Origin of the sequence: Actinopolyspora mzabensis (assembly GCF_900101095.1) — a bacterium.
GTDB lineage: Bacteria > Actinomycetota > Actinomycetes > Mycobacteriales > Pseudonocardiaceae > Actinopolyspora > Actinopolyspora mzabensis.
Genome location: NZ_FNFM01000001.1, coordinates 285,158 through 305,992, shown reverse-complemented (window position 1 = coordinate 305,992; position 20,835 = coordinate 285,158). Strand labels below are relative to the sequence as shown.

Here is a 20,835-nt window from a genome sequence, read left to right as displayed (position 1 = left end):
GGCGGAAACTCCGGCGTTCGCGCCGGGGAGTGGTCAAGCCGCGATGATGCCGGAGAGCTCGGACCGCAGGGTGTGCGGCGGCAGCGGCCGGTCCAACAGCCGTGCGTAGCGGGCGCGGCGGCAATCGGGGCCTTCGGCGTCCAACCAGCCGCCGGTCAGCTCGTACGCGCTCGGGCAGACGGCGGCGTACGCGGCGGCGGAGGGGTCGGAGAGGCGTTCCAGCAGCACCCGGGCCCGCGAGTCGTCCAGCAGCAACCAGCGCCGCAGGTACTCGCGCACCCGGTGGGGGTCGGTGCCGTGCTCGTGCAGCATCAGCGCGGCGTCCCGTCGGACTCCCGCGAGCACGCGCCGCGCGGCGTCCATCCGTTCGAGGTCCTCCGCCGCGGGCAGCGGCAGGATCCCGTGGAGCACCTCACAAACCCGGACACTCCAGGCGGGGCCGAGCAGCACGTCCAGCGCCCGTTCGGCCAGTCCCTCCGAGAGCGCGCACTGCGGGGTGGGGGCGAGCGAGATCTCGTGCTCGGGAAGCGTGCCGCGGCAGTGCTGGGTGTGGTGGCCGGGGTAGCTCTCGTGCGCCAGCAGCCGGGGGAGGTCGCTGAGCCGGTGCGGCACGGCGGTGCTGACGGTGACGACGGAGCGGCCATCGCCCAGGTAGTGCTGCAGCCCGCCGAAGGACGGCTCGTGGCGGAACCGGTAAGTCACCCGCTCGTGCGCGGGTAGCCGGAACGCCTCGCGAGTCAGGGCACGAAGGACCTCGGAAAGGGCACGCACGCAGTCGGGCAGCGCTTTGGTCGGGATGCGTTCGCGTTCGCGGAAATTCGCCATCCGTTCGAGGAGGGTAGCGCCCCGAGGCAGCCAGTGGGCGAGTTCGGCGTGGACCGCGGCGTAGCGCTCGGGGTCGGTGCGGTCCGCCTCGAGCTGGAAACAGCGGCGCAGCTTGCCCGCGAACGAGACTGGAGCACCGGTGAGCCCGCGGGCGGCGCAGTCCAGCGCGGCGAGTTGCCCGAGCAGGAAGTCCTCGCGGTCGGCATCCAGCGCGGCCTGCCGGACGGTTCGACGCAGTGCCCGTGCCTGGGAGGCGAGCACGCCGGGAAGCGGTGCGGGTTCGCGGTCCACCTGCCCACGCAGCGCCTGATCGCCGGTGTAGCTCTGCACGAAACCGCGGGACAGCCTCCCGAGTCGCAGGCCGAGGACGAGGTACTCGGCGACCGGCGCTTCGGGCATGTCGGCAGGATAGCGGAATTCGCGGCTTTCGTGCCGCGTTCGCGTCGTCGCTCCCGGAAAGCTCCGGCTACGGATCACTCCCGAGTGGAAAGTCCCGGTCGATCACTTCGAGCACCGATGTCACCTTTCGTGTGTCACCCGAAAGATACCTTTAGAAATCAAATTAGATATTTACACGATAGTGTTATCGAGCTTTCCTCTCGATCATGCACTCGATAGGTTTCTTTCGTGTGCGCGCCCACGGCGGAATTTTCTGGGGTTCCGTCGTGCGAACCGCGTTTCACGAATCACCCGTACCGACAGGGAGCGAGAAAATGCTGAAGAAGACCGCAGCCACCGTGGGTATCGCCGCCGCCGGGATGGTCGCGATGGCCCCGATGGCCAGCGCCGACTCCAAGGACAACGACGGCATCAACGTGCTCAACGACAACAACATCAGCGCCGTCCCGGTCCAGGCCTGCGGCAACAACGTCGCCGTGCTCGGCGTTGTCGCCAACGTGCTGACCTCGCAGTCCTCCGAGTGCGTCAACGCGCCGGTCGTGGACCACCCCAAGGCGATCAGCTGAGCCCGGATCCCATCAGGAACCGGAAGAGCCGGAGTGGACGGCGCTGACGTATACGCCGTCCACTCCGGATTCAGCGGCGAACCGAACGACCCCCGGAGAACTCGGAACGAGACCGGTGCGTTTCCTCCGCGCGACCGCGCGACCCGATTCGGCACCCGATTCCCGCACCGCCGGGCGATTTCCACTCCGCTGGGCTCGTTCCGAGCCACCTCACGAGAAAATCTCCTCCGCCGCTCGAAGTACGAGTCGGCGGGGATCGTCGGAATCGACGTGTAAATCGAAGGAGAAGTCCCCCATGCTGAAGAAGACCGCCGCCGCCGTTGGTATCGCCGCCGCGGGCATGATGGCCATGGCTCCCATGGCCAGCGCCGACACCAAGGACAACGACGGCATCAACGTGCTCAACGACAACAACCTGAGCGTGCTGCCGGTCCAGCTGTGCGGCAACAACGTCGCCGTGGCCGGCGCGGTTGTCAACCTGCTGCACTCGCAGCCCTCGCAGTGCGTCAACGCGCCGGTCGTGGACCACCCCACCTCGGTCACCAACGGCAGCTGAGCACGGGCTGAACGGATTCGTCCCGAATCACCGGGGTGAAACGAGCGGGGTCGGACATCGCGGTCCGGCCCCGCTTCTGGTGCCGGGTTCTTGTCGGCGCCGCAGCACTTCACCGGCGCCGCAGCACTTCACCGGCGCCGCAGGACTTCGCGGTACCGCGACACTTCCGGGACCCAGCGCTTCTCGGCACCACCGCGGATTCCGACAGCGGATTCGATCCGACAGCGGATTCGATCCGACAGCGGGTTCGAACACCCGGGCTCGAACGCCTCAGTTCCCGAACCTGCGATGTCGAGCCGCGAAATTTCGCAGTGCGCGGAGGAAGTCCACTCGTCGGAAGGCGGGCCAGTAGGTCTCGCAGAACCAGAACTCCGAGTGCGCCGACTGCCAGAGCATGAAACCGGACAGTCGCTGCTCACCCGAGGTGCGAATCAACAGCTCCGGGTCCGGTTGCCCGGAGGTGTAGAGGTGTTCGGCGATGTGATCGACGTCGAGCACCTCGGCGAGCTCCTCGATGGTGGTTCCCGCCTCGGCGTGCCGCTGCAGCATCTTGCGCACGGCGTCGGCGATCTCCTGCCTTCCGCCGTAGCCGACCGCCACGTTGACCTGCATCCCGCTTCGGTTCTCAGTCCGCAACGCGGCGGCCGAGATCCTGGCCGCGATCTCGGTGGGCAGCAGGTCCATCGCCCCCACGATGCGCACCCGCCACGGCGTGCCGGGCTGGGTGATCTCCTCCACGACCCCGGCGATGATCTCCAGCAGCGAGTCGACCTCACTGCTGGCGCGCCGGAGGTTGTCGGTGGACAGCAGCCACAGCGTGACCACTTCCACCTGGTTCTCCCGGCACCAGCCGAGAAAGTCCGAGATCTTGCGTGCCCCGGCACGATGCCCGTAGTCGGCGTCGAGCCCGGCTTCCTTCGCCCAGCGGCGGTTGCCGTCCAGAATCACACCGACATGTCTGGGGCGTTGTGCCCCCTCCAGCTGACGGCGCAACCGCCGTTCGTAGAGATCGTAGACAAGCTCTCGTAGCCGAAGTCTCAGCGCCACGTTCCACGAGACTACTCGGAGGCTCGACGAGCACGGTAAGCGACCGCAGGATCGACACGCGCGCTCCGCACGCGGCTCACCGAGGCGGGTGATCCGTGACTCGTTCCGCCACCGGGCGGGTGAACGACATCATGTCGAGCGGAGCGGGACGCCCGCCTTCCCGTAGGCTCGGAACGTGCCAACTGCGAGCCGCAACACGCGTGAGCCCTCGGCCGCTCAGCCGGTCAAACCCAAGCTGCGGGGCTGGATCCACCTGTGGTCAACGCTCGGGGCACTGGCCTCGGGCGTCGCGCTGATCGCGCTGGCAGGCACCACGGTGTCCGCACGGGCCGCGCTGGGAACCTCCGTCTACGTCGCCACCGTGCTGGGCCTGTTCGGCATAAGCGCGCTGTACCACCGCAAAACGTGGCGCACGGAAGGCGCGCGGACCACGATGCGCCGCCTCGACCACTCCATGATCTTCCTGTTCATCGCGGGCACCTACACACCGCTGGCCATGATGGCGATGCGGCCGAGCACGGCGACGGTGGTACTGGCGGTGGTGTGGGGTGGCGCACTCGGCGGCGTGGTGCTCAAGCTGGCCTGGCCGAACGGCCCGCGCTGGGTCGGGGTGCCCGTCTACATCGCCCTCGGCTGGGTCGCGGTCTTCGTACTGCCCGACCTGCTGGCCAACGCCGGGGCCGCGGCGCTGGTGCTGCTGCTGGTCGGTGGCGTGCTCTACACCGGCGGTGCGATCTGCTACGCGCTGCGCCGCCCCGACCCGTGGCCAAGGGTGTTCGGGTACCACGAGTTCTTCCACGCGGCGGTCTCGGCCGCCGCGCTCTGCCACCACATCGCCATCTGGCTGGCGCTGTACTCCTGACCGGGGTTTTCCGCGCGGCTTCGTCCGGGAGATCGGTGGGCGGCACCTCCCGGGGTTCCCGCCCCGGGAGGTTCGACACGAGGGTGCGCGATCAGCCGCGCAGCGTCGCCAGCAGCTCCTCGGCCGTGCCGACCGGCCGGTCGCAGACGTAGCCCCTGCAGACGTAGGCAGCCGCCGCCCCCTCCAGCAGTCCCCGGTCGGCCAGCAGTGGAACCTCGGCGTCCTCGGGCTCACCCGCCACGGCCACCGCGCCGCCCGGCGAGTGACGACGGGCGAGCGCGATCAGCTCTTCCCGACCACCGTCAGCGGGACCTGCCACGGCGATCTGCAGCGGCCCGTGCCTACTCGCCTCGGCGGCGGCCAGCCAGTGCCCCGCGAACCTCGGAGCACGCCGCGCGAGCAACCCCGCCCGGTTCAGTGCCTGCTCGGCCGCCTCCCGGTAGCGCCCGGAACGCTCGGAACCCGCGAGCGCCCCCGCCGTCACCAGTGCCGAGGCCAGCGAGGACGCACCGGAGGGGCTCGAGTTGTCCGTGGGGTCCGAAGGGCGGTTGACCAGAGCTTCCGCGTCCGAGGCGGTGTCGTGGAACGCCCCAGGGTTCTCGGTGTCGGCGAACAGCCGCAGCGCGGTGTCCAGCAGCTCGCACGCCGTGTCCAGCCAGTGCGCCGAACCGGTGGCCTGGTGCAGGCTCAGCAATCCCTCGGCGAGGCAGCCGTAGTCCTCCAGCACGCCCTCGGCGGTGCCAGGCACACCGGCGCGGGAGGTGCGCAGCAGCCTGCCGTCGCGCAGCTGGGTGTCCAGCAGCAGCCGCGCGGCCGTCTCCGCCGCGTGGAGCCAGTCGGGGCGGTCCAGCGCGGTGGCGGCCTCGGTCAGCGCGGTGATCGCGAGCCCGTTCCAGGCGGTGACCACCTTGTCGTCCCTGGCGGGCTGCGGGCGTCCCGCGCGTTCCCGCAGCAGCCGTTCCCGCACGTCCCGCCACCGCTCGGGGTCGTCCGGATCGTGGAGCAGGCGCAGCGTGGAGGTGCCGTGCTCGAAGGTGCCCTCCGAGGTCACCCCGAAGATCTCCGCGGCCCACGTGCCGTCGCCCTCGCCGAGCGCCTGGCGCAGCTGCTCCGGGCTCCACACGTAGGTGATCCCCTCGCCCTGCTCGGTGTCGGCGTCCAGCGAGGCCGCGAAACCGCCCTCCGGGGTGCCGAGATCGCGCACCAGGAACTCCGCCGTCTCCCCCGCGACCCGCCGGAGCAGTTCGGGCTCGGTGCCGGGCACCCCGGCGGCGTGCCGCCGCGCCAGGTGGGTGTAGGCCCGCAGGAGCAGCGCGTTGTCGTAGAGCATCTTCTCGAAGTGCGGCACGATCCAGGACGCGTCCACGCTGTAGCGGGCGAACCCACCCGCCAGCTGGTCGTTGATACCGCCGCGCGCCATCGCCACGGCCACGCTCTCGGCGAGCTGCCACGCCCGCGCGCCGGTACCGGTGTCGCCCACGCGTTCGTGGTGGCGCAGCAGGAACTCCAGCACCATCGACGGCGGGAACTTGGGGGCGTTGCCGAAGCCGCCGTTATCGGCGTCGAACTCCTCGGCCAGCTCGGTCACGGCGGCTTCCAGCGCCTCGTCGTCCACGGCGGACTCCGGCAGCGCCGCGCGCTGGCTCGCCAGCTGCTCGACGATCTTGCTCGCGCTCTGCCGCACCTCGTCGGCGCGTTCCTGCCACGCGCTGATCACCGCGTCGAGCAGCTGCCGGAAGGACGGCATGCCCCGCATCGGCGCGGCCGGATAGTAGGTGCCGCAGTGGAACGGCTCGCCGTCCGGGGTCAGGAAGCAGGTCAGCGGCCAACCCGCCTGGCCGGTCATGGCCTGCGTGGCCTGGATGTAGACCGCGTCGATGTCCGGGCGTTCCTCCCGGTCGACCTTGATGTTGACGAACTCCTCGTTCATGATCCCGGCCGTGTCGGGGTCCTCGAACGACTCGTGGGCCATCACGTGGCACCAGTGGCAGGCCGCGTAGCCGATCGACAGCAGCACCGGCACGTCGCGCCGCCGTGCCTCCTCGAACGCCTCGGTGCACCAGGGCCACCAGTCGACCGGGTTGTCGGCGTGCTGGAGCAGGTACGGACTCGTCGCCCGGGCTAGCCGCTGTGCCATACCCGCAGCGTCCCACGCCGACGGTCCCGACACCGAGTAGCCCCGCCGCGAGAAGCCCCTGACGGAACTCGCGCGGGGCCGGTTCCCGCCCACGCGGTCGGTGTTCCGCCGGAGCGGGACGGCTCCTGAGCGGCGAGGGCGGGACGCCGCCCGGGACCGGCCGAACGGGTGACCGGAGTTGGATCAGTTCAGTCGCGGCAGGGCCACTTCGGTGATCACTCCCCTGTGGTCGGTGCCGCTGATGTCGACCGTCCGGTAGTCGGCGGCGCCGACCTCGCTGCCGCCGACGAGCACGTGGTCGATCGTGATCCCGAGGAACTCCGGCAACGAGGACGGCCAGGTCGTGCTCAACCCGGTACCCGCGGCGCGGCCGACGTCCGTGCATCCGTTGGAGGTCAGTCGCCGCATCGGCCCCTGGTTCAGCGTGGAGTTGAAGTCCCCCGCGAGCACGAACGGCCGCTCGAAATCGCAGTACTCCTCGAGCAGGCTGTGGCTGGCCCACCAGCCCGAGGTCCCTCCCGGAAGTGGCGGCGGTGGGTGCACGGCGGCCACGTGCCAGGTCACCGCCGAGCCCCTGATCTTCGCGTCGATGGTGCCCAGCGAGCCCGCGACTTTTTCGGTACCGAACTCCGGCCGCAGCTCCGGTTTCACCAGCAGCGAGGTGGGATAAGGGCCGGTCCGCCTGCGCGTCGGGTGCTCGACGTCGCCAACCAGGGGGGCGTGTGTCTCGTACACGTACTCGTCCCCGGTGCGGGCGAGCCTGTCGACCAGTTTTCCGGCATAACCCCTGGAAGCTTCCGGCAGCGAGACCACCTCCAGATCGGCGCGCCGGATCTCCCGGGCGATCTCGGCCAGGTCCGCACCGTCGGCGGAAACGTTGAAGACGGCTATCCCGACCGAGCCGGAACCGGAGGAGACCGAACCGCTCGCCCCCCAGGTCGGGGGCAGCATCCCGATCGTGGAAACCAGCGCGGTGACCAGCGTCAGCGCCGAGATCACGAAGCGCCGCCGCCACAGCGGCACCACGGCGAACAGCAGGACCAGCACGTTCAACTGGGGTCGCAACGCCGACAGCTGTGCCCACGGGGCGAAGAGGTCGGCCCCGAGGCTGCCCGCCCACAGCAACGAAGCCACCCCGGCGAGCACGCACAGGTAGAGCGCCGTTCGCAGTCGCCGTTTCCACGCTCCGGCTCGGTCGCCGGAAGCGGAACCGGAAAGGTTTTCGATCTTCAACGAGCCCATCGTAGAGCTCGGTCCTCGAGACGGATACCGAGATCCGGGAAGCGACGTCCCTCGTTCAGCTTCGTTCCGGAGTCCGACGGAGCACCTGGCGGACGGGGCACCACGGGCCGGCTGGTAGCGAAACGGCTGCGTGCGGAACGTGCCGCGAGGCATGCTGGTGCCCGTGTTGTTGACGTTGAGCACCACCATGGGGGAGCGACCGGCCAGCGATCTGGGATTCCTGCTGCACAAGCACCCCGAAGGGGCGCAGTCCTTCGACGTGACGGCGGGCAGGGCGCACGTGTACTACCCGCGTGCCGACGAGCACGACTGCACCGTGGCGCTGCTGCTGGAGACCGATCCGGTGGAGCTGGCGCGCCAGGCCCGCCAGGGCGGTTCGTGGGCGCTGGGCCCCTACGTCAACGACCGCCCCTACGTGGCCTCCTCGCTGCTGGCGGTGGCGCTGGGCAAGGTGTTCCGGACCGCGCTGGCGGCCCGCTGCGAAGCGCGGCCCGAACTGGTCACCAGGGCGGTGCCGCTGCGGATCGAACTGCCCGCGGTGCCGCACGGCCGGGAGCGGGAACTGCCGCGCCGCCTGTTCGAACCGCTGGGCTGGGAGGTCGAGCACGAGGTGCTGCACGACCCCGACCGGGGCGAGACCCGGTACGGGCGGCTGGCACTGCGTGGCGAGCACACCGTCTCCGAGGCGTTGAACCAGCTCTACGTGCTGCTGCCGGTACTCGACGACGCCAAGCACTACTGGGTCGGCCAGGACGAGATCGACAAGCTGCTGCGCGCGGGCGGGGCCTGGCTGGCGAGTCACCCCGAGCGGGAGCTGATCAGCGGGCGCTACCTGGTGCACGCGCGACCGCTGGTGGACGAGGCGCTGCGGCGGCTCACCTGCGACGAGGGCACCGACCACGACGACGAGACCACCGAGACGCGCCCGCTGGCGGCGCAGCGCCGGGCCGCCGTGCTGGAAGTGCTGCGCACCACCGGGGCCCGCTCGGTGGTCGATCTGGGCTGCGGCGACGGCGAGCTGCTGCGGGACCTGCTCGACGACACGGAGTTCGGCGAGATCCTGGGGGTGGACGTCTCCACCCGTGCGTTGCGGGCCGCCGAGCGCACCCTGCGGTTGGAGCGGCGTTCGGAACGCGAGAACCGCCGGATCCGACTTCGACAGTCCGCGCTGACCTACACCGACTCCGGGTTGGCGGGCTACGACGCGGCCGTGCTCATGGAAGTGGTCGAACACGTCGACCCGGAACGGCTGCCCGCGCTGGAACACGCGGTGTTCGGGCACGCGCGCCCGGCCCGGGTGGTGCTGACCACCCCGAACTCGGCGTACAACTCGCACTACCCGGACCTGGCAGGTGGGATGCGCCACCCCGATCACCGGTTCGAGTTCGACCGTGCCGAGTTCGCGGAGTGGACGCGGCGGGTGGCGAGCACCCACGGCTACGCCGCCACGTCGAGCGGTATCGGCGAAGCGGATCAGCGGCTCGGACAGCCCACCCAGCTGGCCGTGTTCACCCGAAACGACCTCTCCGACAGGGACACGACATCATGACCGAGACCGAGGACGCGAACACGGATCCGACGGGGACCGAACTGGAGCTGCCCGAGCTCGCGCTGATCGTGCTGGTCGGTGCTTCCGGCTCCGGCAAGTCCACCTTCGCCGCCAGGCACTTCGCGCACACCCAGGTGCTGTCGAGCGATCACTGCCGGGCGATGGTGGCCGACGACCCCACCGACCAGGACGCGACGGCCGACGCCTTCGAGGTGCTGCACCACATCGCGGGCAAGCGGCTGGCGGCGGGCCGGGTGACCGTCGTGGACGCCACGAACGTGCACAACCACGCCAGGCAGTCGCTGATCCGGCTCGCCAGGGAACACGACGTGCTGCCGGTCGCCGTGGTGCTCGACATGCCCGAGAGCCTCTGCCTGCGGCGCAACGCCGAGCGCCCGGATGCCCCGGATCCGGGTGTGGTTCGGCGGCAGCGCAAGGACCTGCGCCACTCGCTGCGGGGGTTGCGGCGGGAAGGGTTCCGGCGGGTGCACGTGCTCCGCTCCGAATCCGAAGTGGACTCGGCGGAACCACGGTGGACCAGGCTGTTCAACAACCGCCGTGCCGACACCGGCCCGTTCGACGTGATCGGCGACGTGCACGGCTGTCGGGTGGAGCTGGAAGCACTGCTGCGCGAGCTCGGCTACCGGCTGCGGCACGATGCCGACGGGAACGCGGTAGACGCCGAACACCCGGCGGGCAGACGCGCGATACTGCTGGGTGACCTGGTGGACCGAGGGCCGGACAGCGCGGGCACGCTCCGGCTGGTCATGGGCATGGCCGAGTCGGGCAACGCACTGGTGATCATCGGCAACCACGAGCACAAGCTGGTCAAGGCCCTCGACGGCCGCAAGGTGCGGATCTCGGAGTCGCTGCGGGAGACGCTGGATCAGCTCGACGGGCTGGGTGCGGACTTCCGACGACGTGCCCGCGACTTCTGCGACGGGCTGACCGCCCACTACGTGCTGGACGGCGGGAACCTGGTCGTGGCCCACGCTGGGCTGCCGGAACGCTACCAAGGCAGGGCCTCCGGCCGGGTGCGCGCGTTCGCGATGTACGGCGACACCACCGGCGAGACCGACGAGTGGGGACTGCCGGTGCGCTATCCCTGGGCAAAGGACTACCGGGGTAGCGCGACGGTGCTCTACGGGCACACCCCGGTGGCCGAGGCCGAGTGGGTCAACAACACGATGTGCCTGGACACGGGGTGCGTGTTCGGCGGGGAACTCACGGCGTTGCGCTACCCGGAGCGGCAGACGGTGTCGGTACCGGCGGAGCGGACGTACAGCGAACCGGTACGCCCGATGCGGGTGGGCGACTCGGCCGCGCGGGACGGGAACGAGCGGCACGATCCCGCCGAGCGGACCCCGCGACGCGAACCGGGAACGCTCGACCTGGGGGACGTGTCCGGGCGCCGCGTGGTGCACACCGGCCACCACGGTCGGGTGACGATCGGGGCCGAGCAGTCCGCCGCCGCCCTGGAGGTGCTGAGCAGGTTCGCCATCGACCCCCGGCTGCTGTTGTATCTTCCGCCGACGATGCCGCCCTGCTCCACGGTGACCGAGGGTGAACTGCTGGAGCACCCGGAGCGGGCCTTCGCCGAGTATCAGCACCAGGGTGTGCGGGAACTGGTGTGCCAGGAGAAGCACATGGGGTCGCGTGCCGTGGTGCTGCTGTGCCGCGACGACCGGACCGCGCGGGAAAGGTTCGGGGTCGACCCCCGCCCCTCGGGCACACCGGGGACGATCCACACCCGTACCGGTCGGGCGTTCTTCGACGAGGCGACCTCGGCCGCGCTGCTCGCGCGAATCCACGCCGCCGTGGGCCGGACCGGCCTGTGGGAGGAACTCGACACCGACTGGTTACTGCTGGACACGGAGTTACTGCCCTGGAACGCCAAGGCCGCGGGGCTGATCGACGAGCGGTACGCGGGCACGGCCACGGCCGCCGAGAGCACGTTGCGGAGCACGCTGCGAGGTCTGCGCGAGGCGGAGCGGCGCGGCGTCGACGTCGCCGCGTTGCGAGCCCGGTTCGAGACCAGGTACACCGATGTCGAGCGCTTCCGCACCGCATACCGCTCGTACTGTCACCCGGTCGACGGAACCGAGGGGGTACGGCTCGCCCCGTTTCGTCTCCTGGCGAGCGAAGGACGGGCGTACAGCGAGACCGAGCAGGAGTGGCACCTGGCAACGGCCGACCGACTCGCCGCGGCGGATCCGGGGGTGTTCCGCACGACCAGGCGACGCACGGTCGACATCGACGACGCCGGATCGGTGACCGCTGCCACCGAGTGGTGGGAGGAACTGACCGCCGAGGGCGGGGAGGGCATGGTCGTCAAACCGCGCACGGCGGCGCTGCGCGGCCGGAACGGCCTGATCCAGCCCGGGGTGAAGGTGCGGGGCAGGGAGTACCTGCGGCTGGTCTACGGGCCGGAGTACACCGAGCCGCACAATCTGGAGCGGCTGCGGAAGCGCTCCCTGGGCAGGAAGCGCTCGCTCGCGCTGCGGGAACACGGCCTGGGGCTCGAGGCGCTCGACCGCCTCGCCGGGGGTGAACCGCTGTGGCGGCTGCACGAGTGCGTCTCCGCCGTGCTGGCGCTCGAATCGGACCCGGTGGACCCCCGGCTGTGACCCACTCCGCGCGGAACGGACCGGCAGCGGGCCGCTCCGCGCGGATGTGACCGGGGCTCCCCCGCGAGCTCGCCCCGGCGGAGAGTTCCGCTCAGTCCGTACGATCCCGCTCGCGAGGTTCCGCGGAACCGTCTCCCGTGGCGTCGTCCGTCGCGGCGTTGTCCTCGGAGTGCTCGCCACCGGGAACCTCGGAGGCGGACACCCCCGGGCCGGGAGCTCGTCCCCGGCCCTCGGAACCGGCGGACGAGTCGGCCCCCTCGGTTCGCTCGGCGGCCCCCTCGGTTCGCTCGGCGGCCCCCTCGGTTCGCTCGGCGGCCCCCTCGGTTCGCTCGGCGGCATCGTCGGCGGTCCCGGCCGTACCCACGGCTTCCTGCTGCCTGGCGAGGCGGGCGGCCTCGGCACGTTTGACGCGTTTCGGAGCCGCCGCCGCGGCCCGTTGCTCGTCGAACCGGGTGGAAACCTTGCCGAGCTGCTTGGTCATGGATCGGGCCAGGAAGACGACCGCGATCAGCAGCACCAGGATCAGGAACAGCGCGAGCGGGGTGGACTTGCCGAACCCCTCGTCCTGCACTCCCGGACCCGAGTCCTGCGCCACCACCATGAGCAGGGGCTGCCGCTCCGTCGCGAGCTCCGCCGCGTAACCGAGCACCGTCATGCGTGCACTCGCTCCTGCACCCCGGTGAACAGATCGTCTTCCGGCAACGTCGTGTCCACCAACGAGCGCACCAGTTCGTACTCCTCGGTGGGCCAGACCGAACGCTGGATGTCCAGCGGGACCGCGAACCACCTGCTGTTCGGGTCGATCTGCGTGGCGTGGGCACGCAGCGCGTCGTCCCGGACCTCGAAGTAGTCCGCACACTCGACCTGAGTGGTCACCCGCTCGTAGGGATCCTGACGTGAGGCGTCCCACTTCCGCAGCCACTCCCCGTAGGGCGACTCCAGTCCGCGTTCCAGCAGCGAATCGTGGAACAGCTGCATTCGACGCCTGGAGAAACCGTGCCCGTAGTACAACTTGAGCGGCTGCCAGGGCTCACCCGCGTCCGGGAACCGGTCGGGATCACCGGCCGCGTCGAAGGCGGCCATCGAGACCTCGTGGCACTTCACGTGGTCCGGGTGCGGATAGCCACCGTTCTCGTCGTAGGTCACCAGCACGTGCGGCCGGAACTCGCGCACGATCCGGACCAGCTCCTCGGTGGGCAGCTCCAACGGCTGGTTGGCGAAACACCCGTCCGGCAACGGCGGCGGCGGATCGCCCTCGGGAAGCCCGGAGTCGACGAAGCCCATCCACCGGTGGTGCACACCGAGGATCTCCGCTGCCTCGGCCATCTCACGACGCCGGATCTCCGGCATGTTCTCGACCACTCCCGGCTTGTCCATCGCCGGGTTCAGGATGCTGCCCGCTTCACCTCCGGTGCAGGTGACAACCATCACGTCGTGGCCTTCCGCCACGTAACGAGCCGTGCTGGCCGCCCCCTTGCTGGACTCGTCGTCCGGGTGAGCGTGCACAGTCATCAGGCGAAGTTTCTCCGCCATGTCCGGTATTCCCTTCCCGTCTGGCTGTCGACACCTGTACCGCCCCCGCGAACTCCGGGCGGTACGCCCCAGGGATACTCAACCGCAGGTCGCTTTCCATTGTTCCCGAACGTCGATGTCGACCGGCGGCAGCCCCCTGCCGAGGGGGACGAATCACCGGAGAGGTCGAGAGGCTGAGGCCGTGACGAGTTCATCCGAGCCGGGTTCGCCCGGCACGGGCCACGGGGTGCCCGAGGGCAGATACGGCAGGCGCGGTTCCGGACGCGACCGGCGATGGCCGGTGTGGTTGGGAAGCGCGCTGGTGCTGGCACTCGGGCTTGTGCTCGCGGTCGCGGCCTACCGGAACTTCGGAAGCGCCCCCATCGACGGCAAGGCCTCCCAGTTCGACCTCCGCGACGACAACACCGTGCACATCACGCTGGAGGTACGCCGCGACGAGCCCTCCCGGCCCGCGGAATGCGTGGTGCGTTCCCGTGGGATCTCGGGCAAGGAGGCGGGACGCAAGGAGGTCTACCTCCCACCGGGTGCGACGACCACCTACGTCGAGACGACACTGACGACCTCGGAGCAGCCGGTGACCGGTGAGGTTTTCGGTTGTTCCTACGATGTGCCGAAGTATCTCCGGGAAGGTGCACGGCCATCCGGGTGAACTCGTCACGTCACTCCGGTGGTACCGGCTGAATACCCCACAACACCCCTTTACTCGTGTTATTGTCGCTACCAGCACGGCCCCGCACGGGCCGTGTTTTTCCATTCCGAGCTCTTCGGAGTGCGAAAGCTACCGGTCCGCGGAACGCGGAACCGCAGTCGACGAGGAGTGGTGACCGTGAGCGATACCCAGGCGACCTGGCTGACCCAAGATGCTTACGACCGGCTCAAGGGTGAGCTGGACGAGCTCGTGGCCGAGCGCCCGGCGATCGCTGCGAAGATCAACGAAGCTCGCGAAGAGGGCGACCTGAAGGAGAACGGCGGATACCACGCCGCGCGCGAGGAGCAGGGACAGCTGGAGGGACGCATCCGCCAGCTGCAGGAGCTGTTGCGCAACGCCAAGGTCGGGGATGTGCCGACCGAGTCCGGTGTGGCGCGTCCCGGCTCGGTGCTGACCGTACGGTTCGAGGGCGAGAACGAGGAGGAGAAGTTCCTGCTCGCCAACCGTGAGGAAGGCGCCCACGGTGATCTGGAGGTCTATTCCCCCAGCTCGCCGCTCGGCAAGGCCCTGCTGGACGCCACCGAGGGCGACGTCTGCGAATACGACCTGCCCAACGGCGGCAAGATGCAGGTGACCCTGATCAAGGCGGAGCCGTTCCAGGGCTGAGGACCCCGCCCGGCGGTGTGCACCACCGCCTGCGTGCTACACCACGTACATCAACCGCCCTTGTGCAGGGGTGGTTCACTCCCGTTTCACGGGTTTCCCCGGCACGAATCCCTCCCGGAACACAGTGCGGAGCGGCTTGCTCACTCGGACCCACGTCGGAACGTGAGCAGGGTGCCCTGCCGCGTCGCGGGGCACCCCCGAACAACGCCCCCGGCCCGGTCACTCGGAATCGGCCAGGCGCTCCAGCAGCGGGCGCACGCGGGGAGGCACCGGTGTGGACAGTGCGATGGAAGTGGAAGTACGCAACACACCGGTGACCGCCACCACCCGGTCGATGACGCGCTGCAGATCGTCGTTGGAGCGCGCAACCATGCGCACGAACAGATCACCCTGACCCGTGGTGGCGTGCACTTCGCAGACCTCGTCTATCGCGGCGAGCTGCTCGGCCACCGAGCCGCGCTGCCCCTGGGCGATCTCCAGCACCGCGAACGCGGTCAGTCCGTACCCCACGGCGGCGAGATCCAGTTCCGGCGGAAAACCACGCAGCATGCCGTGGTGGATCATCCGGTCCATGCGGGCCTGCACCGTGCCACGCGCCACGCCCAGGCGGCGGGAGCATTCCAGCACCGGTAGCCGGGGCTCGTCCGAGAGCAACAGCAGCAGGCGCGCGTCCAGCTCGTCGAGGGGCTCCTCACCGCTCGTAGTACTCAAGACACGCTCCAAACGTTTCCGGGTGATACAGGATGGGCAACCGAGCCGGTCCCAACCGACCATGAATCGAGCAGGTTGTACAACCGTGGAGCCTCCTGTTGCACAGGGTGCGCGGTACTCGCAGGCTTGCGTACGCATCGAGTTCGCATTCAGCGGGAGGACACCGTGACCGAGACCGCCAACCAACGCACCGGGACCGCCGAACGTGACGACGTGACGTTCGAGCAGATGAAGCAACTGGTCGGCTTGGTCCCGCACGACCCGGACACGGACCCGTTCCCGGTCAGAGCCATGGACGCGGTCGTGTTCATCTCGGGGAACGCCACCCAGAGCGCGGTGTTCTACCAGAGCGCACTGGGCATGCAGCTGATCGCCTACCGGGGACCGGAAACCGGCCACCGCGACCACCGGGCCTACGTGCTCAAGTCCGGTTCCGCGCGGTTCGTACTCAAGGGGGCGGTCGACCCGAACAGCTCCCTGGCCGACCACCACCGCGAGCACGGTGACGGGGTGTGCGATCTGTCCCTGGAGGTCACCGATGTCGACAAGTGCGTGGCCCACGCCCGGGAGCAGGGAGCCACGGTGCTGGAGGAGCCGACGGAAGTCTCCGACGAGCACGGCACGGTGCGCTACGCCTCGATAGCCACCTACGGGCAGACCAGACACAGCCTCGTGGACCGCTCGGGGTACTCCGGTCCGTACTTCCCCGGCTACGTCGCCAAGGACGGTGGGTACCGCAAACCGGAGGGAGCACCGAAACGGGTGTTCCAGGCGATCGACCACTGCGTCGGCAACGTGCCCATGGGCGAGATGGACCGGTGGGTATCGTTCTACAACCGCGTCATGGGCTTCGTGAACATGACCGAGTTCATCGGTGACGACATCGCCACCGAGTACTCGGCGCTGATGAGCAAGGTGGTGGCCAACGGCAACCACCGGGTCAAGTTCCCGCTCAACGAACCCGCGGTCGGCAGGAAGAAGTCGCAGATCGACGAGTTCCTGGAGTTCTACGGCGGTTCGGGCTGCCAGCACATCGCGCTGGCCACCAACGACATCATCGCCAGCGTGACGGCGATGTGTGCCGCCGGCGTCGAGTTCCTCGGGGTTCCCGACTCCTATTACGACGATCCGCAACTGCGTGCCCGGATCGGTGAGGTACGGCTGCCCATCGAAACGCTCAAGGAGCACGGGATTCTGGTGGATCGGGACGAGGACGGCTATCTGCTGCAGATCTTCACCAAACCGATCGGGGATCGCCCGACGATGTTCTTCGAACTGATCGAACGCCACGGCTCGCTCGGGTTCGGTATCGGCAACTTCAAGGCGCTGTTCCAGGCGATAGAGCGGGAGCAGGAACTGCGCGGCAACCTCTGATCGAACTCGCCCCTCGCTGGTGGCGCGCCCGAGGCCCCGGTTCTCCGGTGGCGGACAGCAAGACATCGAACGGTGGGGCCAGGACGCACGAGTGCCGTTTCGCGGGATTCGTGGCCGAGCACCCGGCGGTCGAACGTCTCACCCGGAAGGGCTGAAGTTGCCACTCTACCGAGTGCTTCGACACCGTTACCCACGAAAGAGCTGCGCTCTCGTGGGTAGCATCGGTTTCAGGTCGGGTGATGACCGATTGAGCCCGTCCTCGACGATTCGGTCGGGGACGGGCGTCGGTGTTTCGCACGAAGCGAGCAGTGCGCACCGGCCGGCCCGAAACAGGCGACTCGAAGCGCCCCCGTGAAGCGCCCCCGTGAAGCGCCCCCGTGAAACGGCCGGTACGAAACGGCCGGTACGAAGCGGACAGTCGAATCGCCGGGAACCCGTTTCACACGCTATTCCCACGCCGGAAACCGGTAACCGAGTGTCGCGCGCCATTCACTCGAAACGCGCCACTCGAAAACGGATTCGGTAAGCTTGACGACGTCACACCACCAAGACCGGGTCGTCAGCGTACCGACCGATACCGCCCATGGAGGCACCATGCCACGGCTGAGTACCTCTTCCGGCACGCTTCCCCTGGTTACGGGACTGACCACGGCGACAGTACTGTGCGCCGTCGCCGTGTTCACCGTGGTCAGCTCCGGCTGCGACGATCCCGGCAGCTACGAGACGGACGGTGAGGCCGTCCGGCTGGTGGGCGGCTGCGTGAGCCGCGAGGACCTGCCGGTGAATCCGGAAGAGGTAACCACGCCCGCCGCGCCGGCGCCGTCCTGGAGTGTCGAGGGCGCCAAGAGCTGAACGGCCGTGGCGGAAGCCCGACGCCTCGGGTTGCCCGCCGGTGCGGATGGCGGGAGATCGGTGCCCGGGACCTCCCGCAGCCGCGCGGCGATTTCGTGGGAAATTACGCGGCCCGGGCCGCGCCGCACCAGCGGCCCGGCGATTTCGCGAGAAATCGACACCGCCCGAGCAGCGCCGCCGCGAGCAGCCCCAGCGCCGCGGCGAGCAGCCCCAGCGCCGCGGCGAGCAGCCCCAGCGCCGCGGTGTCACTTCAGGGCGGCGAGCAGGTCATCCAGCAGGTCGTCGATATCCTCGATGCCAGCGGAGACCCGGACCAGCTCGGCGGGCACCTGCAACAGCGATCCCGCCGTGCTCGCGTGGGTCATCCTGCCTGGGTGTTCGATCAACGACTCCACGCCGCCCAGTGACTCGGCCAGGGTGAACAACCGGGTGCGGGCGCAGACGTCCACGGCGGCCTGTTCCCCGTCGGCGTGGGTGAACGACACCATCCCCCCGAAACTCCGCATCTGCCGCGCCGCGACCTCGTGGCCGGGGTGATCCGGCAGCCCGGGGTAGTAGACCCGCGTCACCTTGGGGTGTTCGCGCAGCGCGGCCGCGATCTTGGCCGCGTTGGCGCTGTGCTGCTCCATCCGCGCCGCCAGGGTCTTGATGCCGCGCAGCGTGAGCCACGCGTCGAACGGCCCGGGAACCGCGCCCACGGTGTTCTGCAGGAACGCGACTCCGGAAGCCACCTCCTCGTCGGAGGTGACCACGGCACCACCGACAACATCGGAGTGACCACCGAGGTATTTCGTGGTGGAGTGCACCACCACGTCGGCTCCCAACGACAGCGGCTGCTGCAGATAGGGCGAGGCGAACGTGTTGTCCACGACGAGCCGGGTGGAGGTCTCGGTGGCGAGCTCGGCGAGGGCCGCCAGATCGGCGATGTTGAGCAGCGGGTTCGTGGGCGACTCCACCCACAGGACCTTGGTGTTGTGCCGGATCGCCGCACGCACCTCGTCCACGTCGGACACGCGGACGGGGGTGTAGTCGACACCCCAGCCGGTCAGCACCTTGTCGATCAGGCGGAACGTCCCGCCGTAGGCGTCGTCCGGAATGACCAGGTGGTCACCGGGACGCAGCACACTGCGCAGCACCGCGTCGGTGGCGGCCATCCCGGAGGAGAAGGCCCGTGCGTAGCGTCCCGATTCCAGCGCGGCCAGGCACTCCTCCAGCGTGGTGCGGGTGGGGTTGCCGGTACGGGAGTACTCGTAGCCCGCTCGCTGGTTTCCGACGCCGTCCTGCGCGTAGGTCGAGGTCGCGTGAATCGGTGGGATCACGGAGCCGGTCGAGCTGTCGGGGTGCTGCCCCGCGTGGATGGCGCGAGTGGCGAAACCGTCGGTCATGCCCGGAACCCTACTCGCAGCCTTTCGGGGTTCGGCACGCGATCGGGGGAGGCGAAGGAACCCACATTCCACGTCGGCACAAGACCGGGGCGGAACGAGATTCGCGGGCGCGCCCACCCGCGCACGAGGTGGCACGCCCGCGAATCTCATGCGGACTCCGAGGTGAGGTCCTGCTTTGCTCGGTGCCGACGGCCCCTCACCACTGCGGTGGCTGGCCGGGCGGCTGCGGCGGGTACCCACCCGGCGGCGGCCCGTAGGGCTGGCCCGGCATGGGCTGCTGGCCCTGCTGCGGGGGTCCTTGCGGGGGCTGCCCCTGCTGTGGCGGCTGTCCCGGTGCGGGGGGTTGTCCGGGCATGGGTTGCCCCGGCATCGGTTGGCCGGGCATGGGCTGGCCCTGCGCGGGCTGGCCGGGCATGGGTTGCCCCGGCATCGGCTGACCGGGCTGCCCCGGATAGGGCTGACCGTAGGGCTGGGCGTACTGCTGTCCGGGAGCCATGCCGGGCTGGCCGGGCATGCCGGGTTGTCCGCCGGGACCACCTGGTCCGGCCGGGACGGCGGGAACGACGACCGTGCCCATGATCTTGTCGGCCCAGGTCTGGTTCTTGGGCTCCCAGAGCGGCGCCAGGAAACCGATGCCGAGCGGAAGGCTGTCGACGATGTGGCAGAGGTAGCGCAGGAAGGCGTAACCGAACCCGACCGGCCTGCCGGTTGCCTCGCTTATCAGCATCGTCCCGGCCATGCGCCTGCCGAGGGACTGCCCGGTGGTGCCCTGCTTGTAACCGTAGTTCCAGACCATGAAGCCGATCAGGGCGATCACGGCCAGGAACATCAGTATTCCGCCGAACACGGCGGCACCACCGCCGCTCGTCCCGCCACTGGAAACACTGCTGGCAGTGCCACCGAACAGCAGGGCAGCGGCGATCAGGTAGACGATGCCGTAAGCCACGCCGGGGGCGATGCCGTCGATGAGGTAGCTCTTCGCGCGCTCGCCCCACTCCACCGGCGGCCCTGCCGGGACGACCGCCCCGGACTTGTTACCACCGGGAGGCTGCCCCTGCTGCGGCGGCGCGCCGAACGGCCCGGGTTGTCCCGGCGGTGGTGGCTGCTGCGCCGGGAACCCACCACTGGGCGTACCGGGCATCCCGGGCTGGCCGGGTGGCTGCCCCGGCATCTGCGGTGGCTGCCCCGGCATACCCGGATGCCCGGGGGCTCCCTGCTGGCCGGGTGGCTGCCCCGGCACGGCCTGTTGCCCGGGCTGTCCCGGCATCTGGGGTGGTTGCGCGCCCGGAGGCTGCGTCGCGAAACCACCGGACTGCTGCCCACCCAGGCCGGGTTGTTCGTACATCGGCTGCGGCTGCTGCATGGACGGCGGAACGACCTGTGTGGTCCCGCCCTCCTGCTGGGGCTGCGGCTGCGGGGACTGTTCCATCTGCTGCATGGCCTGCGCGGGATTGACGACCTGCGTCGAATCCGCACCGGAACTCCGATCGCCCTGTTGCCCGCTCTCCGGCTGCTCCGACTCCTGCGGATTCATCCGTGAGGAGATCTTCTGGGTCGAGTCCGGGGTGGACGCGTCGGCCTCGGCGTTGCCGGACTGCTGCTCGAAGGACGAATCCGGCTGCCGCTCCTCCTGGTTACCACCTTCGGGTGATTGCGGAGAGCTCATCGGGTTTTCCTACCCCCTTGGGCGTGAACCTGGGCGTGTACGCGACCTACGGTATCCGACAGCACTCGGGCGCAGGGGCCACCGTGTAACAGCACTTCGATATTCCCAGCACAGCACGTATCCGCTGAAAGCGGGTCGTCCGGGGAACGAGGCTTTCCGGGCCGTGTAACCGGTCGCCGCGCCCCGGAC

Annotated in this window: 18 protein-coding genes; 9 read left to right on the top strand and 9 right to left on the bottom strand. The window is 69.5% G+C overall.

Going from position 1 to position 20,835, the window contains the following annotated elements; all coding sequences use genetic code 11:
* Positions 1–33: 33 nt before the first annotated feature.
* Positions 34–1,224 (bottom strand): hypothetical protein, encoded by a 1,191-nt coding sequence (locus BLR41_RS01350; protein ID WP_092625535.1) that lies wholly within the window; start codon positions 1,222–1,224, stop codon positions 34–36.
* Between the two features lie 314 nt (positions 1,225–1,538).
* Between BLR41_RS01350 and BLR41_RS01345 the strand changes: the two genes are divergently transcribed.
* Both BLR41_RS01345 and BLR41_RS01335 read left to right on the top strand, forming a co-directional pair.
* Complete coding sequence (locus tag BLR41_RS01345) at positions 1,539–1,790, top strand: hypothetical protein (RefSeq protein ID WP_176797756.1); 252 nt, start codon at positions 1,539–1,541, stop codon at positions 1,788–1,790.
* A 295-nt stretch (positions 1,791–2,085) separates the two neighbouring features.
* On the top strand, positions 2,086–2,346 hold the full coding sequence (locus tag BLR41_RS01335) for a hypothetical protein (protein ID WP_176797755.1): 261 nt from the start codon (positions 2,086–2,088) through the stop codon (positions 2,344–2,346).
* Between the two features lie 270 nt (positions 2,347–2,616).
* On the opposite strand, the gene BLR41_RS01330 is transcribed toward BLR41_RS01335, so the two are convergent.
* Positions 2,617–3,393, bottom strand: a complete 777-nt coding sequence (locus BLR41_RS01330; protein WP_092625531.1) for an isoprenyl transferase — start codon at positions 3,391–3,393, stop codon at positions 2,617–2,619.
* 175 nt (positions 3,394–3,568) lie between these two features.
* Here BLR41_RS01330 and trhA point away from each other — a divergent pair, with 175 nt between their 5' ends.
* A complete protein-coding gene (trhA, locus tag BLR41_RS01325; RefSeq protein ID WP_092625528.1) occupies positions 3,569–4,255 on the top strand; it encodes a PAQR family membrane homeostasis protein TrhA in 687 nt (228 codons plus the stop codon).
* A gap of 91 nt (positions 4,256–4,346) precedes the next feature.
* On the opposite strand, the gene BLR41_RS01320 is transcribed toward trhA, so the two are convergent.
* Both BLR41_RS01320 and BLR41_RS22645 read right to left on the bottom strand, forming a co-directional pair.
* Positions 4,347–6,392, bottom strand: a complete 2,046-nt coding sequence (locus BLR41_RS01320; protein ID WP_092626015.1) for a thioredoxin domain-containing protein — start codon at positions 6,390–6,392, stop codon at positions 4,347–4,349.
* A gap of 183 nt (positions 6,393–6,575) precedes the next feature.
* On the bottom strand, positions 6,576–7,625 hold the full coding sequence (locus BLR41_RS22645) for an endonuclease/exonuclease/phosphatase family protein (protein WP_176797754.1): 1,050 nt from the start codon (positions 7,623–7,625) through the stop codon (positions 6,576–6,578).
* A gap of 160 nt (positions 7,626–7,785) precedes the next feature.
* Here BLR41_RS22645 and BLR41_RS01310 point away from each other — a divergent pair, with 160 nt between their 5' ends.
* On the top strand, positions 7,786–9,183 hold the full coding sequence (locus BLR41_RS01310) for a 3' terminal RNA ribose 2'-O-methyltransferase Hen1 (RefSeq protein WP_218119843.1): 1,398 nt from the start codon (positions 7,786–7,788) through the stop codon (positions 9,181–9,183).
* Complete coding sequence (locus BLR41_RS01305) at positions 9,180–11,810, top strand: polynucleotide kinase-phosphatase (RefSeq protein WP_092625524.1); 2,631 nt, start codon at positions 9,180–9,182, stop codon at positions 11,808–11,810. Before BLR41_RS01310 ends, BLR41_RS01305 begins: the two co-directional genes overlap by 4 nt.
* A gap of 91 nt (positions 11,811–11,901) precedes the next feature.
* On the opposite strand, the gene BLR41_RS22640 is transcribed toward BLR41_RS01305, so the two are convergent.
* Both BLR41_RS22640 and mca read right to left on the bottom strand, forming a co-directional pair.
* On the bottom strand, positions 11,902–12,465 hold the full coding sequence (locus BLR41_RS22640; protein WP_176797753.1) for a hypothetical protein: 564 nt from the start codon (positions 12,463–12,465) through the stop codon (positions 11,902–11,904).
* Positions 12,462–13,343, bottom strand: a complete 882-nt coding sequence (gene mca, locus BLR41_RS01295; protein ID WP_092625522.1) for a mycothiol conjugate amidase Mca — start codon at positions 13,341–13,343, stop codon at positions 12,462–12,464. Before mca ends, BLR41_RS22640 begins: the two co-directional genes overlap by 4 nt.
* A 181-nt stretch (positions 13,344–13,524) precedes the next feature.
* On the opposite strand from mca, the gene BLR41_RS01290 reads away from it, so the two are divergent.
* Positions 13,525–13,992, top strand: a complete 468-nt coding sequence (locus tag BLR41_RS01290; RefSeq protein ID WP_218119842.1) for a DUF4307 domain-containing protein — start codon at positions 13,525–13,527, stop codon at positions 13,990–13,992.
* A gap of 177 nt (positions 13,993–14,169) precedes the next feature.
* Positions 14,170–14,658, top strand: coding sequence for a transcription elongation factor GreA (gene greA / locus BLR41_RS01285; RefSeq protein WP_176797752.1), 489 nt, complete (start codon positions 14,170–14,172; stop codon positions 14,656–14,658).
* A gap of 219 nt (positions 14,659–14,877) precedes the next feature.
* Here greA and BLR41_RS01280 read toward each other — a convergent pair whose 3' ends face one another.
* Positions 14,878–15,369 carry an Lrp/AsnC family transcriptional regulator gene (locus tag BLR41_RS01280; protein WP_218119841.1) on the bottom strand — a complete coding sequence of 164 codons (492 nt, stop codon included), beginning with the start codon at positions 15,367–15,369 and terminating at the stop codon, positions 14,878–14,880.
* Positions 15,370–15,597: 228 nt separating this feature from the next.
* On the opposite strand from BLR41_RS01280, the gene hppD reads away from it, so the two are divergent.
* Positions 15,598–16,743: a 4-hydroxyphenylpyruvate dioxygenase gene (gene hppD, locus BLR41_RS01275; protein WP_092626011.1), complete on the top strand. Its 1,146-nt coding sequence runs from the start codon at positions 15,598–15,600 to the stop codon at positions 16,741–16,743.
* A gap of 594 nt (positions 16,744–17,337) precedes the next feature.
* On the top strand, positions 17,338–17,595 hold the full coding sequence (locus BLR41_RS01270) for a hypothetical protein (RefSeq protein WP_176797750.1): 258 nt from the start codon (positions 17,338–17,340) through the stop codon (positions 17,593–17,595).
* A 245-nt stretch (positions 17,596–17,840) separates the two neighbouring features.
* Here the strand turns inward: BLR41_RS01270 and BLR41_RS01265 are convergent, their stop codons facing one another.
* A complete protein-coding gene (locus BLR41_RS01265) occupies positions 17,841–18,980 on the bottom strand; it encodes a cystathionine gamma-synthase (protein WP_092625514.1) in 1,140 nt (379 codons plus the stop codon).
* A gap of 196 nt (positions 18,981–19,176) precedes the next feature.
* Positions 19,177–20,646 carry an RDD family protein gene (locus BLR41_RS01260; protein WP_092625512.1) on the bottom strand — a complete coding sequence of 490 codons (1,470 nt, stop codon included), beginning with the start codon at positions 20,644–20,646 and terminating at the stop codon, positions 19,177–19,179.
* Positions 20,647–20,835 lie beyond the last annotated feature (189 nt).

Bases quoted from the DNA above. Each gene is read 5' to 3' on its own strand.
- BLR41_RS01260 (WP_092625512.1), bottom strand. From the start codon at position 20,646: ATGAGCTCTCCGCAATCACCCGAAGGTGGTAACCAGGAGGAGCGGCAG.
- BLR41_RS01345 (WP_176797756.1), top strand. From the start codon at position 1,539: ATGCTGAAGAAGACCGCAGCCACCGTGGGTATCGCCGCCGCCGGGATG.
- BLR41_RS01265 (WP_092625514.1), bottom strand. From the start codon at position 18,980: ATGACCGACGGTTTCGCCACTCGCGCCATCCACGCGGGGCAGCACCCC.
- BLR41_RS22640 (WP_176797753.1), bottom strand. From the start codon at position 12,465: ATGACGGTGCTCGGTTACGCGGCGGAGCTCGCGACGGAGCGGCAGCCC.
- BLR41_RS01350 (WP_092625535.1), bottom strand. From the start codon at position 1,224: ATGCCCGAAGCGCCGGTCGCCGAGTACCTCGTCCTCGGCCTGCGACTC.
- BLR41_RS01310 (WP_218119843.1), top strand. From the start codon at position 7,786: ATGCTGGTGCCCGTGTTGTTGACGTTGAGCACCACCATGGGGGAGCGA.
- BLR41_RS01305 (WP_092625524.1), top strand. From the start codon at position 9,180: ATGACCGAGACCGAGGACGCGAACACGGATCCGACGGGGACCGAACTG.
- hppD (WP_092626011.1), top strand. From the start codon at position 15,598: ATGAAGCAACTGGTCGGCTTGGTCCCGCACGACCCGGACACGGACCCG.
- BLR41_RS01270 (WP_176797750.1), top strand. From the start codon at position 17,338: ATGCCACGGCTGAGTACCTCTTCCGGCACGCTTCCCCTGGTTACGGGA.
- BLR41_RS01335 (WP_176797755.1), top strand. From the start codon at position 2,086: ATGCTGAAGAAGACCGCCGCCGCCGTTGGTATCGCCGCCGCGGGCATG.
- BLR41_RS01320 (WP_092626015.1), bottom strand. From the start codon at position 6,392: ATGGCACAGCGGCTAGCCCGGGCGACGAGTCCGTACCTGCTCCAGCAC.
- mca (WP_092625522.1), bottom strand. From the start codon at position 13,343: ATGGCGGAGAAACTTCGCCTGATGACTGTGCACGCTCACCCGGACGAC.